Source organism: Cytophagaceae bacterium, assembly GCA_016722655.1.
GTDB lineage: Bacteria > Bacteroidota > Bacteroidia > Cytophagales > Spirosomataceae > Leadbetterella.
This window is the reverse complement of sequence record JADKIR010000004.1, coordinates 939,972-964,054: the sequence shown is the minus strand read 5'-3', so window position 1 is coordinate 964,054 and position 24,083 is coordinate 939,972. Positions and strand designations below refer to the sequence as shown.

The 24,083-nt window shown below is 37.0% G+C and carries 18 protein-coding genes and 1 tRNA gene; 10 read left to right on the top strand and 9 right to left on the bottom strand.

Annotation, left to right across the window (positions count from 1 at the left end; genetic code table 11):
- The first annotated feature begins 212 nt into the window (after nucleotides 1-212).
- Nucleotides 213-4,208, top strand: a complete 3,996-nt coding sequence (locus IPP61_04815) for a M36 family metallopeptidase (protein MBL0324491.1) — start codon at nucleotides 213-215, stop codon at nucleotides 4,206-4,208.
- A gap of 373 nt (nucleotides 4,209-4,581) precedes the next feature.
- Nucleotides 4,582-7,212 (top strand): valine--tRNA ligase, encoded by a 2,631-nt coding sequence (locus IPP61_04810; GenBank protein ID MBL0324490.1) that lies wholly within the window; start codon nucleotides 4,582-4,584, stop codon nucleotides 7,210-7,212.
- A 229-nt stretch (nucleotides 7,213-7,441) separates the two neighbouring features.
- Here the strand turns inward: IPP61_04810 and IPP61_04805 are convergent, their stop codons facing one another.
- The 7 genes from IPP61_04805 to IPP61_04775 form a co-directional block, all read right to left on the bottom strand.
- On the bottom strand, nucleotides 7,442-8,803 hold the full coding sequence (locus tag IPP61_04805; protein ID MBL0324489.1) for an SUMF1/EgtB/PvdO family nonheme iron enzyme: 1,362 nt from the start codon (nucleotides 8,801-8,803) through the stop codon (nucleotides 7,442-7,444).
- A gap of 10 nt (nucleotides 8,804-8,813) precedes the next feature.
- Nucleotides 8,814-9,638, bottom strand: a complete 825-nt coding sequence (locus IPP61_04800) for a hypothetical protein (protein MBL0324488.1) — start codon at nucleotides 9,636-9,638, stop codon at nucleotides 8,814-8,816.
- Between the two features lie 72 nt (nucleotides 9,639-9,710).
- Nucleotides 9,711-9,995, bottom strand: a complete 285-nt coding sequence (locus IPP61_04795; GenBank protein ID MBL0324487.1) for a LytTR family transcriptional regulator — start codon at nucleotides 9,993-9,995, stop codon at nucleotides 9,711-9,713.
- A 122-nt stretch (nucleotides 9,996-10,117) separates the two neighbouring features.
- The gene (locus tag IPP61_04790) at nucleotides 10,118-10,669 is read right to left on the bottom strand and encodes a GNAT family N-acetyltransferase (protein ID MBL0324486.1); all 552 of its coding nucleotides are present in this window, start codon (nucleotides 10,667-10,669) and stop codon (nucleotides 10,118-10,120) included.
- Entirely contained in the window at nucleotides 10,654-11,343 is a 690-nt protein-coding gene (locus IPP61_04785; GenBank protein MBL0324485.1) for a hypothetical protein, read from the bottom strand. Before IPP61_04785 ends, IPP61_04790 begins: the two co-directional genes overlap by 16 nt.
- A gap of 118 nt (nucleotides 11,344-11,461) precedes the next feature.
- The gene (locus tag IPP61_04780) at nucleotides 11,462-12,085 is read right to left on the bottom strand and encodes a response regulator transcription factor (protein ID MBL0324484.1); all 624 of its coding nucleotides are present in this window, start codon (nucleotides 12,083-12,085) and stop codon (nucleotides 11,462-11,464) included.
- Nucleotides 12,060-13,898 carry a hypothetical protein gene (locus IPP61_04775; GenBank protein MBL0324483.1) on the bottom strand — a complete coding sequence of 613 codons (1,839 nt, stop codon included), beginning with the start codon at nucleotides 13,896-13,898 and terminating at the stop codon, nucleotides 12,060-12,062. Before IPP61_04775 ends, IPP61_04780 begins: the two co-directional genes overlap by 26 nt.
- Before the next feature lie 126 nt (nucleotides 13,899-14,024).
- On the opposite strand from IPP61_04775, the gene IPP61_04770 reads away from it, so the two are divergent.
- From IPP61_04770 to IPP61_04755, 4 genes are all read left to right on the top strand, one after another.
- Nucleotides 14,025-14,630, top strand: coding sequence for a hypothetical protein (locus IPP61_04770; protein ID MBL0324482.1), 606 nt, complete (start codon nucleotides 14,025-14,027; stop codon nucleotides 14,628-14,630).
- Nucleotides 14,631-15,246: 616 nt separating this feature from the next.
- Nucleotides 15,247-16,038 carry a sensor histidine kinase gene (locus tag IPP61_04765; protein ID MBL0324481.1) on the top strand — a complete coding sequence of 264 codons (792 nt, stop codon included), beginning with the start codon at nucleotides 15,247-15,249 and terminating at the stop codon, nucleotides 16,036-16,038.
- 9 nt (nucleotides 16,039-16,047) lie between these two features.
- Nucleotides 16,048-16,695 (top strand): response regulator transcription factor, encoded by a 648-nt coding sequence (locus IPP61_04760; protein MBL0324480.1) that lies wholly within the window; start codon nucleotides 16,048-16,050, stop codon nucleotides 16,693-16,695.
- Nucleotides 16,696-16,697: 2 nt separating this feature from the next.
- Nucleotides 16,698-17,060: a TfoX/Sxy family protein gene (locus IPP61_04755; protein MBL0324479.1), complete on the top strand. Its 363-nt coding sequence runs from the start codon at nucleotides 16,698-16,700 to the stop codon at nucleotides 17,058-17,060.
- 60 nt (nucleotides 17,061-17,120) lie between these two features.
- Here the strand turns inward: IPP61_04755 and IPP61_04750 are convergent, their stop codons facing one another.
- Both IPP61_04750 and hflX read right to left on the bottom strand, forming a co-directional pair.
- Entirely contained in the window at nucleotides 17,121-18,572 is a 1,452-nt protein-coding gene (locus tag IPP61_04750) for an MFS transporter (GenBank protein ID MBL0324478.1), read from the bottom strand.
- Nucleotides 18,573-18,650: 78 nt separating this feature from the next.
- Nucleotides 18,651-19,895, bottom strand: a complete 1,245-nt coding sequence (gene hflX, locus IPP61_04745; GenBank protein ID MBL0324477.1) for a GTPase HflX — start codon at nucleotides 19,893-19,895, stop codon at nucleotides 18,651-18,653.
- A 614-nt stretch (nucleotides 19,896-20,509) separates the two neighbouring features.
- On the opposite strand from hflX, the gene smpB reads away from it, so the two are divergent.
- From smpB to IPP61_04725, 4 genes are all read left to right on the top strand, one after another.
- Entirely contained in the window at nucleotides 20,510-20,962 is a 453-nt protein-coding gene (gene smpB, locus IPP61_04740) for an SsrA-binding protein SmpB (protein ID MBL0324476.1), read from the top strand.
- A gap of 99 nt (nucleotides 20,963-21,061) precedes the next feature.
- Nucleotides 21,062-21,589: an HNH endonuclease gene (locus tag IPP61_04735; protein MBL0324475.1), complete on the top strand. Its 528-nt coding sequence runs from the start codon at nucleotides 21,062-21,064 to the stop codon at nucleotides 21,587-21,589.
- A 248-nt stretch (nucleotides 21,590-21,837) separates the two neighbouring features.
- A complete protein-coding gene (gene rpsA, locus IPP61_04730; protein MBL0324474.1) occupies nucleotides 21,838-23,658 on the top strand; it encodes a 30S ribosomal protein S1 in 1,821 nt (606 codons plus the stop codon).
- A 217-nt stretch (nucleotides 23,659-23,875) separates the two neighbouring features.
- Nucleotides 23,876-23,949: transfer RNA gene (locus IPP61_04725), tRNA-Cys, on the top strand.
- The last annotated feature ends 134 nt before the right edge of the window (nucleotides 23,950-24,083 follow it).

The window sequence follows — 24,083 nt, the reverse complement described above, 5'->3', positions numbered from 1 at the left end:
TCTAAAAAGGCCTTCAATTCTACATTTAAGGGCGATTTTAGGGGTTGATTTTTGTTTTTTTGGTTATTAAAAGACAAATCAAAAAAATCAAAACATTGCAATGAGATATTTTTTTGATAGTTTTCGGACATAAAATTTGCATACAGATTTTAGTAAGTAAATTTTTTTGAAGTATTATCGCTGTCTTACCTTAATTTATCAAAACTATCGCCATGAGAATAATAATAACCTTAAAGGCTAAGCTATTGTATTGCTGTTTTTTAAGCTTATTGACCTTCACAACTTTTGCCCAAAATGAGGAAGAATTAGTTAAAAATTATTTTAAGAAAAATGCCTCCCAAGAAAAATTATCCGATCAAGACTTGCAGGAGATGCAAGTTTCGAGCAGGTATTTTTCATCAACAACCGGTTGGTATCATATTTATTTTAATCAAACTTACCAGGAAATAGAAGTTTACAATGGTTTACTGAATGTTACATTGAAAGGGGAGAATGTAATTCATGTAGGAAACAGTTTTGTAGAAAATTTGCCATCAAGAATTACTTCGGATTCCAAAGTTAGGCTGAAACCTGTAGAAGCTCTTCAAAAAGCGGCAATTTTCAAGGAACTGGCAGTAAGTGATTTAGAAGAAATAGCAACTGTTGGTACTACAATGTTGAGCTCAGGAATTATTAATAAAACTATTTTTACTGATAAAAAACTATCCAACGAAAAAATTGAAGTAAAGCTCTTTTGGCTACATAATGAACATGGAGAAGGTAAAAATAAACCATCGGTGAATTTGGTATGGAATGTGAGATTTTCCACATTAGATTATCAGAATAGCTGGAATATCCATGTTGATGCTAGCACTGGTGAAATATTAGGATCTAATGACGAAGTGATACATTGTGATTTTGGATATCCTCATAAGCATGCTTTTGCGGAAAAACAACACCGAACTCTGAATGTAGCTGATAATCCTTTGGCGTTGGTAGATAGCAGCTACAATGTATTTGATATTCCTTTAGAAAGCCCAAATCATGGTGCAAGGTCTGTTGTGGAAAAACCCTATACCAGGTTTGTGCCTGCCACCACCGGTCCCGGAGGTACCAACGGCTGGCATAATGATGGAGCTACTGACTATACAACCACCAGAGGCAACAATGTGTGGGCTCAAGAAGATAATAATGGCAACAATGGAACAGGTGCAAGCCCTATATCTGCAACTCTTGAATTTGATTTTTCTTATACACAGGATATTTCTACTTCAGTTGCCAATCGTAACGCCGCCATCACTAATTTGTTTTATTGGAATAACCTCACCCATGATGTGCTTTATAGATATGGATTTAATGAGCCAAGTGGCAATTTTCAGAATAATAATATGGGAAGAGGAGGCAATGGAAATGATTATGTATTTGCCGACGCCCAGGATGGATCCGGGTCGAATAATGCAAATTTTTTAACACCCATAGATGGTACATCAGGTAGAATGCAAATGTTTCTTTGGAACGATGCTGGAGGATATCAACCGGATGGAGACTTCGACAATGCCATTATAGCACATGAGTATGGTCATGGTTGGTCAACAAGATTAACAGGGGGACCTGGAAATTCGAGCTGTTTACAAAATGCCGAACAAGGAGGAGAAGGTTGGAGTGATTATCTTGCCCTTATGCTCACAACCAATTGGTCCGCTCTTACTCCTAGTCTGGCAAGTGCCAACCTTTCGCGAGGCATTGGTACTTATGCTTTAGGTCAGGCGACCAATGATTTGGGAATTAGATTATACCCTTATTCTTATGATATGGCGAATGTTAACAGCCAGGTAACATATGGTAAAGTGGGAGACGTTGCTTTTTCAATACCTCATGGTGTGGGGTCAATTTGGGCCACCATGCTCTGGGATATGACATGGGAAATTATTTTGCAAGACAATCAATTGGTCCCTGATATTTACAATACCACAAATCTGGTTGGCAATGTAGCTGCAATGAAACTCGTAAATGAGGGATTACGTTTGCAGCCTTGCAGTCCAAGTTTTATCCAGGCAAGAGATGCAATTATAGCTGCAGACCAGGCATTATTTAATGGACTCTACAAATGTGCCATTAGCAGGGCATTTGCCAGAAGGGGCTTAGGCATGAATGCATCTACCGGTATCTCAAATAACGACCGTGAAGTAGTTGAAGACTTTACGCCTATCGCTTCGCCTAGTCTTTCTTCACCAATAAATACAAGCATTTGTTCCAATACATTGTTTACATACACTGCTTCCAGTGCAACCGGGGGTGTAAGTTTTGCCTGGGTTCGTCCTGTGGTGGCTGGTATAAGTAATGCAGCTGGTAGCGGGAATACCGCCTCAATAAGTGAAACCCTTATCAATACTACTAATATACCTGTAACAGTAAAATATTATTTCAGCCTTAGTCCTTCTTCTATTTGCAACAATTTCCAACCCGTAAGTGTAATAGTAGCACCTCAATCAATTTCTACTAGTGGTTATGCAGCCACATGTTCGAGTGGTACTTTATCTCCTGGGCAAGGTCTGGTGGCAACCATAAAAACCAAGGTAATTAACGGAAGCATACAGGCTGGACCAACTTACGTAAGAGGTAGCGGAAACAATACCACAAACTATACTTCAAGTGGAACCAGCGTTTATTTCAAAAGTTATTCTTTTGTGGCACCGGTTACAGGATCAACTGTATTTGAGGTATTTTTAGCAAATTTGTCAAGTTTTTCTTCTGACGACACCTATTTGTCTTTATATCAAACGACTTTCAATCCTGCCGCTCCTTCAGTTAATTTTTTGAGAGGTGATGACGATAACGGTTTTGGTTCGCAATCACGGTTGGTACATACACTTACCCAAGGTCAAACTTATATTATAGTGGTAAGTACTTATGATAGTAATACCACAGGCACTTTTACTCTAAAAAGTTCAAAAGATGGAATAATAAGTGACAATAATAAATGGTTTACCAGTCTATTGGGTGGAACCGAGATAGGAACGGGGGCAGTCTTTAATCCTGTTGGTGCAGTTGGATCCGGTATTTCCAATATATCTAATCCTTTGTCAGTTACTTTTTATGTTGCTGACGAACATTTGCTATCTTGCCGTACTCCAGCGGTTTTTAGTGTTCAATCCACCACAATTCCACCAACTATTGTTGCAGGGGGACCCCTGGAATTTTGTCCTGGTGCTTCGGTGTCTTTATCAACAAATATTTCACAAAATAACGCACTAGATTTTTCTGGTGTAAATAGCCAATATGTTACTGTTCCTCATAGTGCTAGCCTAAATCTCACTACCTCAGCTACATTTGAAGCCTGGGTAAAATATTCTGGAACCAATTCCACAATTATAGACAAAGGGGACTATGATTTTTTGTGGTCATTAAATGCAAACGGCAATGCCAACAAAATGGGTTTTTATAATAAAACTTCCAGTATTTGGGTTTATTCAAATGACCCCGTGCCTCAAAATACCTGGACCCATGTGGCTATTACACTTAGTGGGGGTATCATCACTTTTTATATTAACGGGCTTCCGTCTGGTTCGGCTTCTATGACAATAATGCAAGATACAGGGGAAATGAACATAGGAAGACAACAACCTTCGTTATGTCAATGCAATCATTTTAATGGCACTTTGGATGAGCTCAGACTATGGAATATTGCCAGAACCCAGGAAGAAATTCTGGTAAACAAAAACAATTCTGTGGCAAACAACACTTTGGGCCTTGTTGCATATTATAAATTTGATGAAGGCACTGGAATTACTACGGCTGATGCTACGCCTAACAACAATCATGGTACCTTGGTAAATGGGCCGAATTGGGTAGTTCCATCTTCGTCTCCAATAAATTCGGTTTTTTGGTCTATACTCAATGTTACATCACCTCAAATATTAGCAACAGCCCCGGGTGATTATACCGCATCATTTACAAATGGTCTTGGTTGTATTGTAAATTCGATACCAGTACAGGTAAGAAATTTATCAAATGCTTCATCTGTCACTTTGCTTAACCCAACAGATAACTTTGCTTCTGTTAATGTTACAAAAACAGCTTCAAGTACAAATGGAAAAATAACAGCAACAAACATAATATCAGGCAATTCAAGAGTTAATTACTCAGCAAAAGCAATAGAACTTAACGCTGGATTCAAAGCCGAAAACGGAACTATCTTTTTAGCTCAAACTGGGGGATGTTCTCCTTAAGCAATTGTTTTATAGATTTTTAACCAAGTATTCAATCAAAATTGTAAACGATTAGTTTTTCTTTTTATAAAAAATATGTACTGAAAAGTATAAACAAACTTCATTTCTTGATGTGAGGTAATTTTTTATTTGGAATTGGCATTTTATAAAAGATTGATGAAGTACTTTATCCCTACTTAAAGTTTTTCCATAGGTTTATTCTTTACATAAAGAAAAATAATTTTCTGACCCTCAGTTTTGAGTCCTTATATATTATTATTCGTCTCAGCTGATATCCCCACAAACTTCCAATTTACCCACATCAATTTTCTGCTACTAATTCCTTATTTTTGCATTTTAATTCAAAATCAGGCAAAAAAGCGGGATTCAACAAATGGAAATTTCAAAAACATATAGTCCGAAAGAAATAGAAGATAAGTGGTATGCTTATTGGGAAAAAAATAAATTCTTCAAGTCCACACCCAATAGAGACAAAGAACCTTACACCATCGTCATTCCACCACCTAATGTAACTGGTGTTTTGCACATGGGCCACATGCTCAACAACACTATTCAGGACGTCCTTATCCGTAAGGCTCGTATGCAAGGTAAAGAAGCATGCTGGGTTCCAGGAACAGACCACGCTTCTATAGCCACGGAGGCCAAAGTAGTGGCCATGCTAAAAGAACAAGGCATCAATAAAGCAGATTTGACAAGAGATGAGTTTTTGAAATATTGCTGGGAATGGACTGAAAAATATGGCGGAATTATCCTGAAACAATTACGAAAATTGGGGGCTTCGTGCGACTGGGATCGTACCCGTTTCACGATGGAAGAAAGTCTTTATGATGCGGTAATTGACGTATTCGTGGACTTACATCAAAAAGGCGACATCTATCGTGGTTACCGCATGGTAAACTGGGATCCTCAAGCCAAAACCACAGTTTCAGACGAGGAGGTAATCACCAAAGAAATGCCTTCCAAATTGGTGCATATCAAGTATATTGGATATGATGCAGAGGTAATTATAGCAACTACCCGTCCAGAAACAATAATGGCAGATGCCGCCATTTGTGTGCATCCGGAAGACGAACGATACAAAAACCTGGTTGGCAAAAAAGTGAGGATTCCACTTATTGATAGAGAAATCAGCATCATTGCAGACGAATATGTGGAGATGGAATTTGGAACTGGTTGCTTGAAAGTAACTCCAGCTCACGATCAAAATGACTTTGCTTTGGGCGAAAAACACAAGCTCGAAGTTATCGATATTCTTACGGATGACGGTAAACTCAACGAAAAAGCTCAGATTTTGGTCGGTGAAGACAGATTTGTTGCCAGAAAAAAAATCATCAAAATGCTGGAAGAATCTGGCAATTTGGTGAAAGTAGAAGATTACAAATCCAATGTTGGGACTTCAGAAAGAACGGGTGCTGTAATTGAACCTAAAATCTCTTTGCAATGGTTCTTGAAAATGGAACGTTTGAGCAAACCAGCTCATGAAAACGTAATGGACGACACTATCCAATTGATTCCACCGAAATTCAAAAATACCTACAACCACTGGATGGAAAACGTTCGCGACTGGTGTATCAGTCGTCAATTGTGGTGGGGTCACCGTATTCCAGCCTATTATTTAGCTGATGGGACTTGCATAGTAGCTAAATCTTTAGAATCAGCAGTTGAAATTGCCAATACGCAACAAGGCAAAAACGTAAAAGCGGAAGATTTCACCCAAGACGAAGACGTACTTGACACATGGTTTAGCTCGTGGCTATGGCCGATTTCGGTTTTTGACGGTTTCAAAAATCCCGATAACGAAGACATCAATTATTATTACCCGACCAACGACCTCGTAACCGCTCCGGAAATCCTTTTCTTCTGGGTAGCCAGAATGATTATCGCCGGTTACGAGTACAAAGGAACTTATCCGTTCAAAAACGTCTATCTGACGGGAATAGTCAGGGATAAATTAGGTCGAAAAATGTCCAAATCACTGGGCAATTCGCCTGACCCATTAGACTTGATTGATAAATTCGGAGCCGATGGCGTTCGTACAGGTATGCTATTCAGCTCACCAGCTGGAAACGACCTACCTTACGACGAAAAACTAGTAGAACAAGGCCGTAACTTCTCCAATAAAATTTGGAATGCCTTCAGATTGGTGAAAGGTTGGAATGTTTCCTCGGAAGCTTCGGCCAATCAAGGAAATAAAGTTGCTGTTGATTGGTTTAGGGCCAAACTGAACGCCGCCGTTGTTGAAGCCCTTGATCACTACGACAAATTCCGTATGTCAGATGCCCTTCTGGTGACTTACAATTTGATTTGGAATGATTTCTGTTCGCAATATCTCGAAATGATTAAGCCTGCTTATGTGGATGGACAAAGCTTGCCGATAGATCAGGAAACGTACGATGCAACACTCGGGTTTTTCGAAGAATTGATGCGTTTGGTTCATCCATGGACACCGTTTATATCAGAAGAAATCTGGCAAAACATTCAGGAAAGAGCCGAAAATGATTCTATCTGTATTCAGGAATTCCCGGTAGGAGAGGAGGTAGATTCCAAAATATTGGCGGACTTCGAAATCCTATTCGAGTTGGTTTCATGGGTACGTAACACCCGCCAGTCGAAACAAATATCGCCAAAAGAAGCCTTGCCATTGAGCATCAATACCCAGGAAGCCACCAAATATGCACATCTGACGGATTTGATGAAAAAAATGGCCAACCTTTCAGAAATCACTTTCGTGACATCTTCTGCTAAAGGCATGAGTTTAGTAATAAAAGGGGATGAATTCGGCATTGATTTGGGCGAAAATCTTGATATTGAGGCCGAAAGAGAAAATTTACAGAAAGAATTGGAATATACCCAGGGCTTCAAAAAATCAGTAGAAGCCAAACTCGCCAACGAACGTTTCGTAGCCAACGCCAAACCCGAGTTGGTACAGCGTGAAAAAGACAAACTCGCAGATGCAGAGGCTAAGATTAAAGCAATTGAGGAGTCTTTGGCGAGATTGGGGTGAGTTGATATTTATTTTATAAATTGAAAAAGCACACATGCCTTTTTGAGGTTTGTGTGCTTTTTTTGTTTTGTAATTCTTATTGCTAATTCTTCTGTGAAGACTTCGGATTTCCAACTGTGGAGGAATTGAGATTTATAATGTGTTTAAAACAAATAGTAATATGGAACCAAAAATCTGTAGAAAATATTGTATTTTGGATAATTGGTTTTAATGTACGATTAAAATAATATTACTTTGTAAATTCTTGAACTAATCTAAATCCAGTACCTTGAAATCTACCTGTATACATTTGTTTATTTCTATGCCTAATCCGATACCCTTTCAAATCATTTTCTGAATTATATACTCCACCGCCTCTAATTACAAATTGATTAGACTCTGATCCATCAGTTTCGTCATACTTCACATATTTAGAAGTTGTCCATTCATATACATTTCCAATCATATCATATAATTCTATATTTTTGTTGTGTCTTTTCCTGCCTATTGGCTTTGTCAACTTCTCAGAATTAAATACATTCCAGCTTATCTCATTTATGTTGTTTTTATGTAAACTTATTATTTCTTCTTCACTCATTTTATATTGAGCCGCAAATTCCCATTCTTCTTCCGTTGGTAAACGATAATAATTTTGTGTAGCATCTGAAACTTTTTCGGCAAACTTTTTCGCAGCTGCTAAAGTAATTCCTTCTACTGGACACAGGTCACAATCTGAATTATTTGAAGGGTTGTTCTGATTCCCCATATATTTCTTCCAAAGTTCTTGGGAAACTTCAAACTTCCCAATCTTAAAATCTAATACTTTTACTTTATGCTGTGGTCTTTCAATATTCAAATCTGCATCAGGGTCACTATTCCCATTGCGGCTCCCCATACAATAATATTCCCCTTTGATTTTTAACATTGGATATTCTGCTTCAAATTGTTCATTGGGACTTGGTATAATATCAATGACATTTACATTTTGTTCGTTTGCCTTTTTATAAGCATCCAAAATAGCACTCATTCTTTTTTCTTTTGAAGGGTGGCTATCTGTTTCTTTTACATCAAATAGTTTACTTATGACTTCTATTTCGCCTATTTTATTTTTATAAAAAATAGCTAACTTTTCTCCCGCATAGGCGTCAGCAGCTAATTCATTAGCATAATTACTCTCCTTATGCTTTTTAACGAAATGTCCTAACTCATGCAATAATGTAAATAACTGATTTGCAGTTGGTATATTAGTTTCAGATGTACTTTTCAGCTTATTTAAGAGTTGGCTCCCTAATACGATAAAATTAGTCTTATCATTTGAAAAGTAAAAAGCATTCATTCCTGCTTTATCGTCGATAAAACTATATATTTCATTATTACTACCTAGACCTATTTTGTTTGTTAGAAAATTAAGTTCTCTATTTAAATTTTTTCTTTTTAACGTATCATTCTCATAAGAGCTAATAATTTCTTCTGCTTTAGAAGTCTCTATTTCTGTTTTGGTAAGATAACAGATAAACAGTGTTTTATACTCATTGTCTTTTAAAGTACATCCGATGGTACAAAACACCGTTACTAGAAGCAATAGTTTATTTATTGCATTCTTTTTCTTCATATTATTTAATTCATTTAATTTTTATCATATTCATAAATATAACAAATTCATCCGTTACACTTCCTTGTATTTGCTTTTTATTTATTCTTTTGAAATTAACATCAATATTCGCATCACCCAGTTTGACTTTTTCAAGTAATCCTTTATCTAATTTTACCCCTAATGTATCTGCAAGCTCTCTGTTTAAGTTAATTGTAAATGTTGCATTTTTACATTTCATCAATTGGGCAACAACTCTACTGCCTTTTTCTTTTAATTCCTTCTTAAAGTCTTTCAATCTTTCATTTTCATTTAACTCTCTTTTTAGCAATGATACATTAATTTCGTATTGAACAAAATTAATGGTATTTAAGGAGATTGAGTCATTCCAAGAAAATGCCGCATTAAGAGTAGGGTCAGCTACATTTATAAAAGACGCCCCTATTTCTGCAAATAAATCATTGTTCCTTTTCTGATTTCTCGAACACCCATTTGCTAAATTGCCAATAGGCTTTACTAGTTTTTTTAATACCGTAGTGTCTAAATCATCTAATGAATAGCTAGGCACCCCGCCTTTTAATCTTAAATCACCTAATCTAATACTGTTGGAATATCCTGCAAATTGGGCTTTCTGCAATGTTGAGGATTGCATACAATCTTTAAAATATTTATTCCACTCTTTCCATGCAGCCCCTTTACTTAATAATCCAACTCCAATATTATTTGTCGATTCTTTCGAATTAAATTCAGAAACTTCATTATCAGAAACTTCTTCAAATTCAATTTCTTTTTCATTACATGAATAAAATGTAAATCCGGCAATAAAGATTAATAATAAAATTTTAAAAATTTTCATAAAATAATTTGTAAGATATTCCCCCTACTCTCCGTAATTAAGCCGCTTTTTCGGGATAATCCGGCTGATTGTTTAATACCTATTATTCCTCCTCCTACTCACCTTCAGCTCCAGGCCGCTGGTGAGTATTACGTAGTGTTTCTTTTTGTCTTTTCTGATTTCCCTTATCACCGAGGGGTTCACAAGGTATTTGCGGTTGATACGTTTGAAGCCTTCCAGCTCCGGCATTTGGGCATATTTTTTCAGCGTATAGCTGGTCATTTCCTTATTACCATCAACCAAATGGATGATGGTATAATTGACATCTGCTTCGAGATGTACAATGTTATGAGGTGGCGGGAAGGCTAATTTGTTCATGGCATTTTTAATTTTAATAATGGGAAACCTGGTAGCCCGAAGAACTAAGCCATTGCTTTCATCTTTGGACTTCAAATCAACAGTAATTGATAACCCGGTTCAATACCCCAATCGGGGTATTTTCAAACAGTTGTTTGATTTCTTAATTGATAATAATGGGAACTAAACGGACTCCTCAACAAATCCAGCCTCAGACCATCGTTGGGGTTGATAAAAAGCTGAAAACGTGTGCCATAAGAATGGTTTACTTTTCGGTACACTTCAAAACCCAACTTTCTGTAAAAAGGCAATAGGTGCTCTTCGGCCTCCATAAAAGTGAGCTCGGTCTTATTTTTCAGGGCCACCTGATAGATATTGGTGGTGAGCAAGTATGCTGCTCTTGAATGCCTGTGAGCAGCCGAAACCACCAGACGGTCGCATATCGCAATGTTTTTGAGAATCATTGCCGGGCTAAGCCCCCAGTATTCTTTTAGATATTGGGCATCGCAGCCATATCGCAGCCTCACACAGCCAACGGTTTTGTTTTCATGAATGGCCGCCAGCCAGATGGTACCGGGGTCATTTTTTACTTCCCATTGTATGTAAGACTTGTGGAGCTCCATCAGATTTACTTCTATCAACATTTGATGAATTTCTGAGAGCTCCCGGGCGGTTTGGGCTATTCGCACTTCCATGAGCAGAGACTTGAGGTGAGTTTTCCGGTGATAATCCAATTGTAAATCTGGTCGGCATAGAGCCAGGTGGCCTTTTCGGCTCCTTCGAGGATCTGCCTCTGATGTAAAGCCGTGAAGTCTTCATTGCCCAACACTTCCATTATCTGGTCGCCGTGCGGCAGTTCCTCATGCATGTGTACACGGGTGAAGGTGGTGTTCTGATTATTGATAAAATCAGCATTGGCAAATAAATCTTTGATCAGTGGGGCGGCATAGTTGCCCACATTTTCAAGAATTGATGCTGCACCGAGCCTCTCCAGCGGTCTCTGGGCGATAGCCTCTTTTTGGTATGCCCACCACAATTGCACGATAAAAGGCATTTCGCCCGTTTCGCCTCCTAAGTTCTTAAGGTCTTTTTCGGCCAGTTTGTAATGCATTTCTTCTTCCCAGGCAAACCGCACCAAAAACTGCCGGAGTTTTTTGTAGCTTCTCACTTCCGGGCTGGCTGCCACAGCCATAAAACTTTGCTGCACTCCTTTGGTCAGGTGATACTGCATCTGCAAATACCTGATGTACTGTTCTTTTTTCAGGCCTCCGGAGAGGTACTTTTTGAGTTTTCTCTCAAACAATACATTGGCTTCGTCCACCTTCTTTCCCAGAAGGACATTAAAAGTACTGATTTCTTTTGCTATCATTTTGTATAAAGTTTGATAGCCAAAATTGGGTCTGTTTTTTTGAAGATTACATTATTAAAACACCCCAAATCACTGGGTATTTTTCAGGTAAAATGGAAGGGTATTTTTACGGTGTGAATTATAAATGCATCTTTTGAGCTATTTCTACCAGCTCTATAAGATTACTGATTCCCAACTTGTTATAGATGTTTTTCCTGTGGGTTTTAATGGTATGAAAACTCAGGAAAAGGCTTTCGCCAATCTCGGTATTGCTTTTGCCCTGAGTCAGAAGCTTTATGATTTCCTTTTCTCTTTCGGTAAGCTGATATTGTAGCAGGAAGTCGTCTTTTACTACTGGTGTAACATCGTAATCTTTTTGGGTAACAAAAATCTTCTCTCCGTTAAGTATCCGGTTGATACTTTGAAGCAGCACATCGGTTTCGCAGTCTTTGAGCAGATAACCATCCAGTCCGGCATTTTTACTTTTCTCAATAAGATGAGCCTGATTATACATCGTGATGATGATAATGGCCATTTCGGGATAATCTTTTTTCAAAATTTCCCCAAGCTCAATACCATTGATGCCATCGAGGTTGACATCGAGCAAAAGAATGCTGGGGTGATGCAGCTTTACAGCATGAATGATGCTTTGAGGTGTTTTTTCCGGGCCAAAAACCTGCAGATAGCTCTCTTTACTCAACAGTTCTTTCAAACCATTGCCAAACAGTTGATGATCGTCAGCTATCAGAATCCGCGACTTCATTTATAGGTTGTTCTAATATTACAGTGGTACCGTTAGGGTTACTATCAAAAGTAATAATTGCTCCCGATTTTTGTGCACGCAGCTGCATATTTTTTAAGCCGAGCCCTGCTTTTTGTACATTTTCAGAAAATCCTTTCCCATTATCTTCAATCATAACTGTCAGCTCATCAGTACTATAGATAAGTTGTACCGTAAAACTTTTTGCTTCGCTGTGCTTATTAATGTTTTGGATGGCCTCGCTTATAATTCTGTAAATTTGTATTTCGGTTTCTTTTTTTAGGGGTATATAGTTTCCTGAAAGGATAAATTCAGCGGGTCTTTCGGGTTGATTATTAAAATTTACCAATGCCATGACAGCATCTGAAAGCCGGGTTCTTTCGAAATCAGGTGGCATGAGGTCATGGGTGATTCTTCTCAGGTCTCCTGCAGCTTTTTCCATCAAAGTTCTAATCGGGCTGAGGGCTTTTGACTGTGTGATGGGCTCCAACTGATCCAAAATCATTCTTTTCAAAGTGGAAAGGGTACCTCCAAGGTCATCGTGGAGGTCGCCGGCTATTCTTCGTCGCTCATTTTCCTGGGCATTGATTTCGGCATTGAGCAGGGCGAGCTCACTTTGCACCAGCTTGCCTTGTATGTTTCTGTTTAATTCTCTTTCTCTGAATATTAAGGCAAAAAATATGTACAGCATCTCTACGCAAATCGCTACTCTAAAAGCCGAGAAAAAAGAAGAAGGTAAAGAAAATAATCCAAAAGTATTGGTGAGACCTTCCAGCAAGCCGGAAACTATCAGCGGCATGGCCATGAAAAAATACACTCGGGCAATAACCGAATGCCGAAACGCCCTGAGCAAATAAAATATAAGGTAAGCGATGGTAAAAATGAAAAAAGCTTCCTTTATCATGATCAAAACCGGGATATTAGACCAGGTAGGAGGGATGGAAATAAAGATAGTGATTATGAACAAAATATTGATAATAAGCAAAATAGATTTGTTAAGCCACTTGCGGTCAGGGTCAATGAAAAGGATTCCAAACCTGAAAAATGTATAGGTGCTGATGAAGATTAAAATATTGACATAATAATTGACCAAAGGATTTATGGCCTCAGACACGAAGTTGGGACCGGAAATACGAATCGTGAAAAACAACAGAAAATTGACCGCATACAAAAGATACGACCAGAGTGTTCGATGGTCTTTACCTGAGAAAAGTAAGTTATAAAGGCAATACAATATGGCCGTAATCAATGCCATGGTGACCATCCCGTCAAGTAACAGGTATTGGTGTGTATGATGAATATGGGCAGAAGGCGTGAAGGCCGTCAAGGGGAGTTTGAGCACCTGATACTGGTTTTTTACTCTGAAAAAAAAGGTGTCAGTTTGAAGAGGTTTCAGCGTAAAATCAAAAGAGTGAAAAGTGTAAGGATAGGATTTTTGTGCTACCGGAATACCCCAGCCCGATTTTTCCTGTGTCCATTTTCCGGCAGTTTTTTTGTAAAAACGTACGTCTTCGAGTATGACCTGGTCGGAGGAGAAAACGGCTTTTTGTTCCAAATGGGTTGGATTGAAGACTATTACCTTAAGCCATAGCACCGAAGTATCCAGGCCAAAGTTGACTTCCTTGGTGGCTGGTGTAAACTTCCCGGAATGGGGAATGGTAACCTCATCATTTTTGCTCAGAAGCCATTCGGTAGATTTTATTTCTATATTTTCGGTATTGAGGTTGAGGACAGGCACATTTTGAGCAAAGGAAGTATTTGCTCCAAATAGCCACAGCAATATAACCAGAAGTGATTTAGCCCGGAATGTATTCATAATATGCGATTTACAAAACAAAACCGAAAAGGTAAGAAATTATTTTTGCATTAAAAAAGGGTGTTTTTCACGGGGGGAATATAAAAATTAAGAATTATTTAGATAAAAATAAATTACTTTCAAATTATGAAACAATTGTTAGTGAGAGAAATTAAAAAGCTTATTCCTGGAATCTTATTTTCATTATTAATAATTATTATAGGGTTGGTTTTTGTTCCCGGATTAAAAGAATTCATTTTTTTCCCAGAGAATAATACAATGGTTTTTTATCCTATTGCAGGAAATGGAATTACTGAACCTGGGAAAGTTATTGATTCTTTAGATGAAAAGAAATTTACTCAAAATTTTGTTCAAAAATTGGAACGACCCATAAAATGGGATTCATTAAAGGCTATGTGGTGGAATAATAATATTGGTGGATGGCAAGTTAATGCGAAACTTTTAGAAGACGTAATAATTAAACAAAATGAAATTTCTAAATTAGACAATCCAATTGAGGAAGTTTGGTTTAGACTTGGAGAAAGAGAAGATACTATAACAAAGAGGAAATCAATGACGATAATGATTTTTGGAGTGGATACTATTAATACTAGTAGAAATGAATATAAATACAAAATAAAGACCAAAAAGAATATCGAAATAGGAAAAGTTATAAATACTGACTATTCTAACATCGCCAATGATAATTATGTAATAGAATACGTTCAACCTTGTAAGCCTCCATGTAAATAGGTTGGTATGTATCAAACATATTATTTGATATTATTTTTGGGTCTTATCCTTGGTGCGATTAAATTTAAAATCGCAAATTGGCCTATATTATTAATTTTACTTTTAACGATAGTAGTTGAAACAGCATCTTATCAGCTTTTCAAAATTAATAAGTCAAATATCTTCATATTTCATATTTTCATGCCTTTCGAAAATATTCTTTTTAGTTTAATTTTTTATCAAGAATTGAAGAAGAAATGGATTTTAAATTTAATTATTTTCGAAACAATTTTGATGATTTTAAATAGTTTTTTTATCCAAAAATACGATATCGATTTTGGGACAAATAGTTTTGTGATTTTTTGTCTTACCCAAGTTTTCCTTGCGAGTTTATACCTTTTTAAAATATTAGAGAATCCAAATGAAAAGGTTACATTTTACAACTACAGACTTTTCTCGATAAGTATTGGATTAATATTTTTTTGCTCAATAAATATTCTTCTTTTGGGATCCTATAATTTTCTCAATTCTAAATACAAAAGTATAGATGGCACATTCTCTATATTCAGGTTTCTTTCAAATGATGTTTTATATATTTCATTTATTTTTAGTTTATTTCTTGGGAAAAATGTTCTAGATGAAAGGAGAATACTATAGTGAGCTATTTGTTACTGTTGTTGCAATCATTTTGATAGTAATACTTCTGGTGATCTTCATCATCTCCTTTTTCTTTGTCCATCAAAACCGCCTCCAAAAACACAAACTCGAAAAAGCCGCACTCCAGGCACAATTTGAACAGGAAATCCTCAACGCCGAAAACGAGATTCAGGATAGCACCATGAAACACATCAGCCGTGAGCTGCACGACAACGTGGGGCAGATGCTCACTTTAGTGAAAATTCAGCTCAATAATCTCACTGAAGAGATACCGAATAATAAAAAAATATCAGATGCAAGGTCTTTTGTTGCCAATGTTCTTACCGATATCAGGGCCCTCTCTAAAAGCCTCAATAGTGATAACTTATTGCAGGAAGGTCTGGTATCGGCAATAAATTTTGAGCTCGAAAGGGTCAAATACCTCGGAATATACAATTTGGAGTTTAATTTTGACAAAGGTGAAACAGCCATTAATCCCAAAAATGAAATTCTGATTTTTAGAATTTTTCAGGAATTACTCCAGAATTGTCTCAAGCACGCACAGGCAAAAAATATTACCGTAAATTTGGTAGAATCCCCGCAATGCCTTAATTTGGAGGTGGTTGACGATGGTATTGGTTTCGATTTTCAGACAAAAATTCAGCAAAGTGGCTATAAGAGTGGGGCAGGTTTGAGTAATCTGATTCACCGTGCCCATTTGATGAATGGCACTTTAAGCTTTGAAAAAGGAATCCCCAAAGGCACCAGAGCCCATTTAACCATTCCTTTTTAAAAAAACACTATGACAACTATCGCTTTGGCGGATGACCATCTACTCATCCGCAATGCTCTCGTCGAGCTTATCAATCGTTTCCCCGGCTTCAAAGTGATTTTTGACACTTCAAACGGTAAAGAGTTTATTGATGGTATCCAGTCTTTTGGGCCACCAGATATTGCCCTTATTGATATTAACATGCCTGTAATGGATGGATTCGAAACTACGGAATATTTAGCCCGGCAATTTCCGGATATAAAGTGTGTGGCTCTCAGCGTCGAAGATAATGAAGAATCAATCATAAAAATGCTAAGGCTTGGTGCCAAAGGGTATCTTTTGAAAGATACCGATACCTCACAATTTATTTTGGCTCTTTCCGAAATTCGTGATAAAGGATATTATCATTCCGATCTTGTTTCCAATACGCTGCTTAAGTCTTTGCATAAACCTGCCGAAGTAAAAAATAAGATTCAGTCTCAGTTTCAGGCACGTGAAGAAGAATTTATTAAATTGGCCTGTACCGAAATGACTTATAAAGAAATCGCTGACCAAATGTGTCTTTCCCCAAGAACTATTGATGGCTATCGGGAGTCTCTTTTCCTTAAACTCGAAGTAAAATCAAGGGTCGGGCTGGTACTTTTTGCAATAAAAAATAACCTTGTAAATATTCATTAATTATGGCATACTCCGAAATTCTCGCCAAACGTATTCGTGAAAAATTAAAAGACCAGGCAAACCTTCGTGAAATGGAAATGATGGGAGGCTTGTGTTTTATGCTCAACGATAAAATGTGTGTTGGAATCATAAAAGATGATCTCATGTGTAGAGTCGATCCGGATATCAAGGCAGATTTGCTCGAAAAGACCGGTTGCAGCGAAATGATGTTTACCGGCAGACCGCTGAAAGGTTTTGTTTTAGTGGATGAAACCGGAATGAGAAATCAGGCAGAATTTGACCGTTGGGTTGACCTTTGTTTGGAATATAATCCCAAAGCTCAGGCATCAAAAAAGAAAAGACCTCATTCAGATAAATCCAAATGAGGTCTTGAAATTTAAATCTATAACAATCGTCAATCTAAAATAGAATCAATCTACAATCAATCAATGTCCGCCTTCGGCTGTCAATTTATCCAAATCTATTCCTTGATTTTTAAGTGATTTTGATGCACTTACAGCATAAAAAGCAAGATATGCAAAACATAGTATACCTACAATGTAACTTTCTTGTATCCCGATACTATCTCCCAAAACACCTTGTAAGTAACTAACAATTCCACCACCCATAATCATCATGATCAACAAGCTACTTCCCTGATTGGTATGTTTTCCAAGTCCGGTTATTCCCAAAGTAAAAATACAAGGCCAAAGAGTGCTACAGAATAAACCAACGCTTATAAATGCGTAAACACTTACCATGCCTGATGTAAACATTCCTATGGCCGTAGCGATTACTCCAGCTATTGAAAAATAAAGCAACATTTTGGCAGGATTACCCTTACTGGCAATATCCGCCACAATCATCACTGCTATCACAATTGCATAAATATAGAATTTCGTAACGTCATGTTGTGCTATAGAATTCACCAAAAGGAAGATTCCAAACGCAACATAAGGCATCACAAATTTTAATTTCTTTTTCCAGTCAGAACTTATATCAAAGGCACCCACGGCACCTGACCAACGGCCAATCATCAAACTGGCCCAATACAATGATATATATGGTGCGATATCTTTTGTGGCTACGCCCAGATATTTTTCCATATATGCTGGTAAATTGCTCGCTGTTGACACCTCAACACCCACATAAAGGAATATTGCTATCATACCCATCACCAACTGAGGATAACCAAAAGCCGACGATTTATGTAAAATTTTGTCATTGCTTTCCGCTTCACTTTCAGTTACTTTATCCAGATCGATTTTATTAGGAACAGACGAAAATTTAATAAAAACAGCTACCAATACAAAGGCAAGACCTAAAATCAAATAGGGCACTTTTACACTTTCTATACTAGCTTCGGTATTCCCTGAAGCTACGCTCCCAAATATCGCAAAGCTTACCAACAAAGGCCCGATAGTGGTACCAAAATTGTTAATCCCGCCAGCCATTGTCAATCTCTGTGAGCCTGTTTTAGGATCTCCCATCACTATTGCCAGTGGATTGGCAGCAATCTGTTGTAATGAAAAACCAAGTCCAACAATAAACAGTCCTGATATCATCAAAGGAAATGAACCTTGATTAGCAGCAGGATAAAACAGTAATGTACCCAATGCTGAAATCAGAAGACCAAGAGCGATACCATTTTTATAACCAATTTTATTCAAAATATCTCCGCCAATTCCGGCCGAAATACCAGTGTAGATTAATGAGCCTACCGTGTAAGCAACATAAAAGGCCACAGAAACCAGTTGACTTTCGGCTTGCGAAAGGTCAAAAGCTTTTCTAAATACCGGAATTAAAATATCATTACTTGCGGCAACAAAGCCCCAAAAGAAAAAGACAGTCACAAGTGTACCGAATTGCGACCAATTTGTTTTTACATTATTATTCATTCTGTCAGGTTTTTTAGATTTTCAAATTTAGGGAAAGAAGTCTTCTTTTTTTAAAATATTTTAATATTAAATTTCATTTCAGGCGTTTTCCAGTTCCTGCCATTCATATAAGGTGTTTTTTGAGGCATCCCAATTTGGATAAATCATAAAATGCTTTTCTTTTATTAAATTGAAAATCACTTTTCTCAACTCGCCAATGTTTTCATTATTTTGGGCAGAAATAAATACTACGTTTGAATTTTTCTTCAGATAACTCTCTTTAAGTCTTGCCAGATTTTTTACCAAATCATCTTCAGTTGCCAGGTGTTTGTCAAGCCCTTCTTCTGATTCGGGTTCAAAACTATCAAGTTTGTTGAAAACCAGGACCGTCGGTTTATCTACCGCACCAATGTCAGCCAGGGTCGTATTTACGATATCTATTTGTTCTTCGAAAGACGGGTGAGAAATATCCACCACATGAAGTAAAATGTCGGCTTCCCTTATTTCATCTAGTGTTGATTTGAAAGATTCAACGAGCATAGTGGGAAGTTTTCTAATAAAACCAACGGTGTCTGTCAATAAAAATGGAATCTGACCAATCACCACTTTCCTTACGGTAGAGTCAATGGTTGCAAATAACTTATCTTCAGCAAAAACTTCGGCTTTGGCAAGCCTTTTCATAAGTGTAGATTTTCCTACATTGGTATAACCCACCAACGATACCCTCACCAGCCGGTCTCTTTCCTTACGGCGGGTCATGGCCTGTTTATCAATCTTTTCAAGCTTATCTTTTAAAAACGATATTCTATCCTGCACAATCCTTTTGTCAGTTTCAAGTTCTTTTTCTCCCGGACCACGCATATTGGCATTTCCACCTTTTTGCTTACTTAGGTGAGTCCACATTCGGGTTAGGCGGGGAAGGAGATATTTATACTGAGCCAGTTCTACCTGTCTTTTGGCTTGGTCAGTCTGGGCTCTGAGTGCAAAAATATTCAGTATCAGCAGACTACGATCCAGGACTCTTTTGTCTTCAAATGCTTTTTCCAGATTCCTTACCTGCGAAGGGCTCAGTTCATCGTCAAAAATCACAGTATCCACAGGATTTATGGTCATCCAGGTCTGGATTTCCTCCAATTTACCTTTTCCCACAAATGTTTTTTGATCAGGATATTGTAATCTTTGAACAAAAACCTTCACAGTTTTTATGCCTGAAGTAGTTGCCAGAAATGCAAGTTCGTCCAAATATTCTTTAGTTTTTTCTGCATTTTGCTTTTGAGAAATCAAACCAACCAAAATGGCAGTTTCCTGGACTTTTTCAGTAGAAATTAACGGGGCGTTTATCAAAACTTAATTTTTTATGAAAATACAGTACAATAATAATATAATTTGTGATAAAATTACCCAAAGGATCAGATATATAAACATCAAATTTTAAAACCTATCTATTCTGATATTTGGAAAAGTTTATAAACCATGGTGCCAAAATTCTCTTATTTCTATTTTAAACATGCCATGCCGTCAAGCCATTTATTTTTTATTAATTTTCCGTTAAATAAAACTTTCAATCTGTAAAAGGTTGATTAGCAATATTTAAAATAAATAATATTTTTTTGAAATTATTTTTTTAAAAATCACATGATAGTTTTGGCACAGATTTAGCTAACTGAATAGACAATACAGAGCAATTGATTAAACGGTTACAAATACAAGCCAGATTTAGTCTAAAAGTGAAAAAAAGGCGATTTGATTGGAAAATTGTTTTTCAATATTTAAATTTGCTGACTTTTATAAGATGAATAAAAATATTTGAGAATATACTCATAAAGATTTAATCCTTCGTTAGGCCTAACGGCCATCACATGGATTATTAGGAAAGCACGTAAGTCGGAATCCCTGTCACTATCATTGAGGCGGGGATTTTTTTTGTACATTTGCAGCCTGATTTTTCAGATTCAAATATGTCAAGATTTCAAAAACATACCGATATTAAAAATAAAAAAGCCTCTTTTGAGTACTTTTTCATAGACGTGTATTCGGCAGGTATGGTATTGACCGGTACCGAAATCAAATCAATCAGAGAAGGAAAAGTAAGTATGGCCGACGCCTACTGCCTTGTCGATAAAGGTGAAATGGTGGTTAAGAATCTTAATATTTCAAAATATGAATTCGGGACGCATTACAACCATGAGCCATTAAGAGAGAGAAAACTACTTTTACAAAAAAAGGAAATTAAAAAATTAACAGCAAAACTCACAGACAAAGGTCTTACCATTATTCCAACCCGTATTTACATCAATGAAAAAGGTTTGGCCAAACTAGATATTGCCCTGGCAAAGGGTAAAAAACTATTTGACAAACGTGATTCAATCAAAGAAAAAGACTTGCAAAGAGAGAAATCCCGTTTGGACTAAAATCAAGAATTTGTGATTTTTTAATTCGTACTTCCTTATTTAATTTTTTTTAGATAAATTGCCTGACAATTAGATTATTAAACCAAAAGCTAATTGTATATGGGGCGGCACGTTTTAATTTTAAATGCAGACTACAGTGCTATAAGTATTTGCTCAGCACCAAAAGCCTTTCTTCTGGTTTATCTCAAAAAAGCCGAGCTCGTTGCAGAATCCCAGATGTTTAAGCTCAGGACGGTTTCATCCACCTATCCTATGCCATCTATAATCAAACTGAACAAGTATGTGACAGTTCCCTATAAAAGTGTAGTGATGAACAGGCACAATATTTTTAAAAGGGACAATAATTCATGCATTTATTGTGGGAGTAAACACGATTTAACACTTGATCATGTAATGCCAAAATCACGTGGAGGCAAAACCCACTGGGAAAATCTGGTCACTGCCTGTAAAAAATGTAATTCCACAAAAGGAGACCTCACTCCTGAAGAAGCAGGGATGATTTTGAAAATAAAGCCATTTAAACCCTCATTCGTTATGTTTGTAAGAGATTGTTCCGGTCATTTGGAAGAAAACTGGTTGCCTTTTTTAGGCAAACGAAAACAACAGGAATTTAGCTCTGCGGGATGAATTTTAATTCATAAATCCATCAATTATTCTTTTCAAAAAAAAATACTTAAAACTGCTACCCTAAATTTCATTTTTGTTTTTCTGAACTTAAATGAAAAAAGCACCCATTTTTTTTCTATAAATATTTGAAATTCAATTGATTTCGGCTACCTTTGCACTCCTTTTACAAAGGTAAAATATTTTTTTAAACATTTTTCGATAGGAAAGCTCGGCCTATCGATGTAATAATGAGCATCTTATATTTATTTATGGCAAATTATACATTCCCCGATTTTGATTGGGAAAAAGTAACAAAAAAAGGTATCGGTGGCGGTTATACAGCTGCAGAAAAAGCTGATTTGGAAAAAGTTTATGGTGAAACTTTCTCTGCTATCGAAGAAAAAGACGTAGTTGATGCCCTTATCGTTGGTATCACTGACAGAGAGGTGTTGTTAAACATCGGCTTCAAATCTGATGGTATCGTGTCTCGTTCCGAATTCCGTGATCTGCCTGATCTTAAAGTAGGTGACAAAGTTGAAGTGTTTATCGAAAAACAAGAAGATTCACTTGGGCAACTAGTTATTTCACGCAAAAAAGCAAGAATCCTTACAGCCTGGACCAAAATCGAAGCTGCTCTTGAAACCGACATCATCGTTGATGCCCTTATCAAGCGTCGTACCAAAGGTGGTCTTATCGTTGACATCTATGGAATCGAAGCCTTCTTGCCAGGTTCTCAAATCGACGTTAAACCAATTCGTGATTTCGACGTATTCGTTGGAAAACGTATGGAGGTAAAAGTTGTAAAAATCAACCATACTAACGACAACGTTGTAGTTTCACATAAAATATTGATTGAAAAAGACCTTGAATCACAACGTCAATTGATCCTGACTAACCTTGAAAAAGGACAGGTATTGGAAGGTGTGGTTAAAAACATTACCAACTTCGGTGTATTCATTGACCTTGGTGGCGTTGACGGTCTGTTACATATTACAGATATTTCGTGGGGTCGTGTTAATCATCCAAACGAAGTACTTAACCTTGACGACAAAATCAAAGTGGTTGTACTTGACTTTGATGATGACAAAAAACGTATCTCTTTGGGTATGAAGCAACTTGAAGCCCATCCTTGGGATTCATTGGCCGAAACCCTTGAAGTAGGTTCTAAAGTAAGTGGTAAAATCGTAAACATCGCCGACTACGGTGCATTCCTTGAACTTAAACCGGGTGTTGAAGGTCTGATCCACGTTTCTGAAATGTCATGGTCACAACACTTGAGAAACCCATCAGATTTCTTGCAAATCGGTGACGATATCTCTGCAGTTGTATTGACTCTTGACAAAGACGAAAGAAAAATGTCCTTGGGTATCAAACAATTGACCGAAGATCCTTGGACAAAACAAGATCTTTTAGCCAAATATGCAATCGGAACCAAACACAAAGGAACTGTTAGAAACCTTACTAACTTTGGTTTGTTCCTTGAACTGGAAGAAGGTATCGATGGGCTAGTGCACGTTTCTGATCTTTCATGGACCAAGAAAATCAAACATCCATCTGATTTTGTAAAAATCGGTGATGAGCTTGAGGTTATCGTTCTGGAATTAGATGTAGAAAACCGCAGATTGGCTCTTAGTCATAAACACCTTGAAGAAAATCCTTGGGATACATTTGAGTCTATGTTCGAATCAGGTACTGTTCATGAATGTACCATCGTAGGCAAAAATGACAAACAAGTTACTCTTGAACTTCCATATGGTATCGAAGGTCAGGCTTTATTAAAAGGCATTGGCAAGCAAGATGGTACCGTGGCAGAAATCGGAGAAAGGTTGTCTTTCGAAGTAATAGAATTTAACAAAGAAGAGAAGAAAATCGTACTCTCACATACCAAAACCTGGGAAGCTCCTAAAGAAGACGCTAAGTCTGAAAAGAAAAAACCAGCTAAAGGTGGAGAAAAAGCAAAAATGCCTGAAGCTGAAAAATCAACACTTGGTGATATCTCAGCATTAGCTGCTTTGAAAGATCAATTGGAAAACGAAGAAGCTTCTCCAAAAAAGAAATCAGCTCCTAAGAAAAAAGCCGACGAAGCTTAATTCTAAAGATTATTTCTATTAAAAAAATGGTCACTTCAAAAGAGTGATCATTTTTTTTAAGGACTTGATATTTACAGGATTATCATTAAATTCTTTAAAAACATTAGTTTTCTAAAAAAATCAAAAAAAATGAAAAGTGATTTTGAAGCCATATTTTGTAAAATTATTTTTGGCTGCAAGCTAATTTGGTCGTAAATTTGCATTCCTTTTAAAAAAAGGTCCTGTGGCCGAGTGGCTAGGCAGAGCTCTGCAAAAGCTTGTACAGCGGTTCGAATCCGCTCGGGACCTCCAAAAAATAAGTTCCAAAACTTAAATTAATACCATTTGAATAAACTAGGAAATAGTTCTTTCAGATGGTATTTTTTTATTGCAAATAATTGATTTTTAGGTAGTTGTATTGTTATTTAAAATCTTTCTAAATTTAT

Coding starts and splice junctions, on each gene's coding strand:
- IPP61_04815 (MBL0324491.1), top strand. CDS start 213: ATGAGAATAATAATAACCTTAAAGGCTAAGCTATTGTATTGCTGTTTT.
- IPP61_04810 (MBL0324490.1), top strand. CDS start 4,582: ATGGAAATTTCAAAAACATATAGTCCGAAAGAAATAGAAGATAAGTGG.
- IPP61_04805 (MBL0324489.1), bottom strand. CDS start 8,803: ATGAAGAAAAAGAATGCAATAAATAAACTATTGCTTCTAGTAACGGTG.
- IPP61_04800 (MBL0324488.1), bottom strand. CDS start 9,638: ATGAAAATTTTTAAAATTTTATTATTAATCTTTATTGCCGGATTTACA.
- IPP61_04795 (MBL0324487.1), bottom strand. CDS start 9,995: ATGAACAAATTAGCCTTCCCGCCACCTCATAACATTGTACATCTCGAA.
- IPP61_04790 (MBL0324486.1), bottom strand. CDS start 10,669: ATGGAAGTGCGAATAGCCCAAACCGCCCGGGAGCTCTCAGAAATTCAT.
- IPP61_04785 (MBL0324485.1), bottom strand. CDS start 11,343: ATGATAGCAAAAGAAATCAGTACTTTTAATGTCCTTCTGGGAAAGAAG.
- IPP61_04780 (MBL0324484.1), bottom strand. CDS start 12,085: ATGAAGTCGCGGATTCTGATAGCTGACGATCATCAACTGTTTGGCAAT.
- IPP61_04775 (MBL0324483.1), bottom strand. CDS start 13,898: ATGAATACATTCCGGGCTAAATCACTTCTGGTTATATTGCTGTGGCTA.
- IPP61_04770 (MBL0324482.1), top strand. CDS start 14,025: ATGAAACAATTGTTAGTGAGAGAAATTAAAAAGCTTATTCCTGGAATC.
- IPP61_04765 (MBL0324481.1), top strand. CDS start 15,247: ATGAAAGGAGAATACTATAGTGAGCTATTTGTTACTGTTGTTGCAATC.
- IPP61_04760 (MBL0324480.1), top strand. CDS start 16,048: ATGACAACTATCGCTTTGGCGGATGACCATCTACTCATCCGCAATGCT.
- IPP61_04755 (MBL0324479.1), top strand. CDS start 16,698: ATGGCATACTCCGAAATTCTCGCCAAACGTATTCGTGAAAAATTAAAA.
- IPP61_04750 (MBL0324478.1), bottom strand. CDS start 18,572: ATGAATAATAATGTAAAAACAAATTGGTCGCAATTCGGTACACTTGTG.
- smpB (MBL0324476.1), top strand. CDS start 20,510: ATGTCAAGATTTCAAAAACATACCGATATTAAAAATAAAAAAGCCTCT.
- IPP61_04735 (MBL0324475.1), top strand. CDS start 21,062: ATGGGGCGGCACGTTTTAATTTTAAATGCAGACTACAGTGCTATAAGT.
- rpsA (MBL0324474.1), top strand. CDS start 21,838: ATGGCAAATTATACATTCCCCGATTTTGATTGGGAAAAAGTAACAAAA.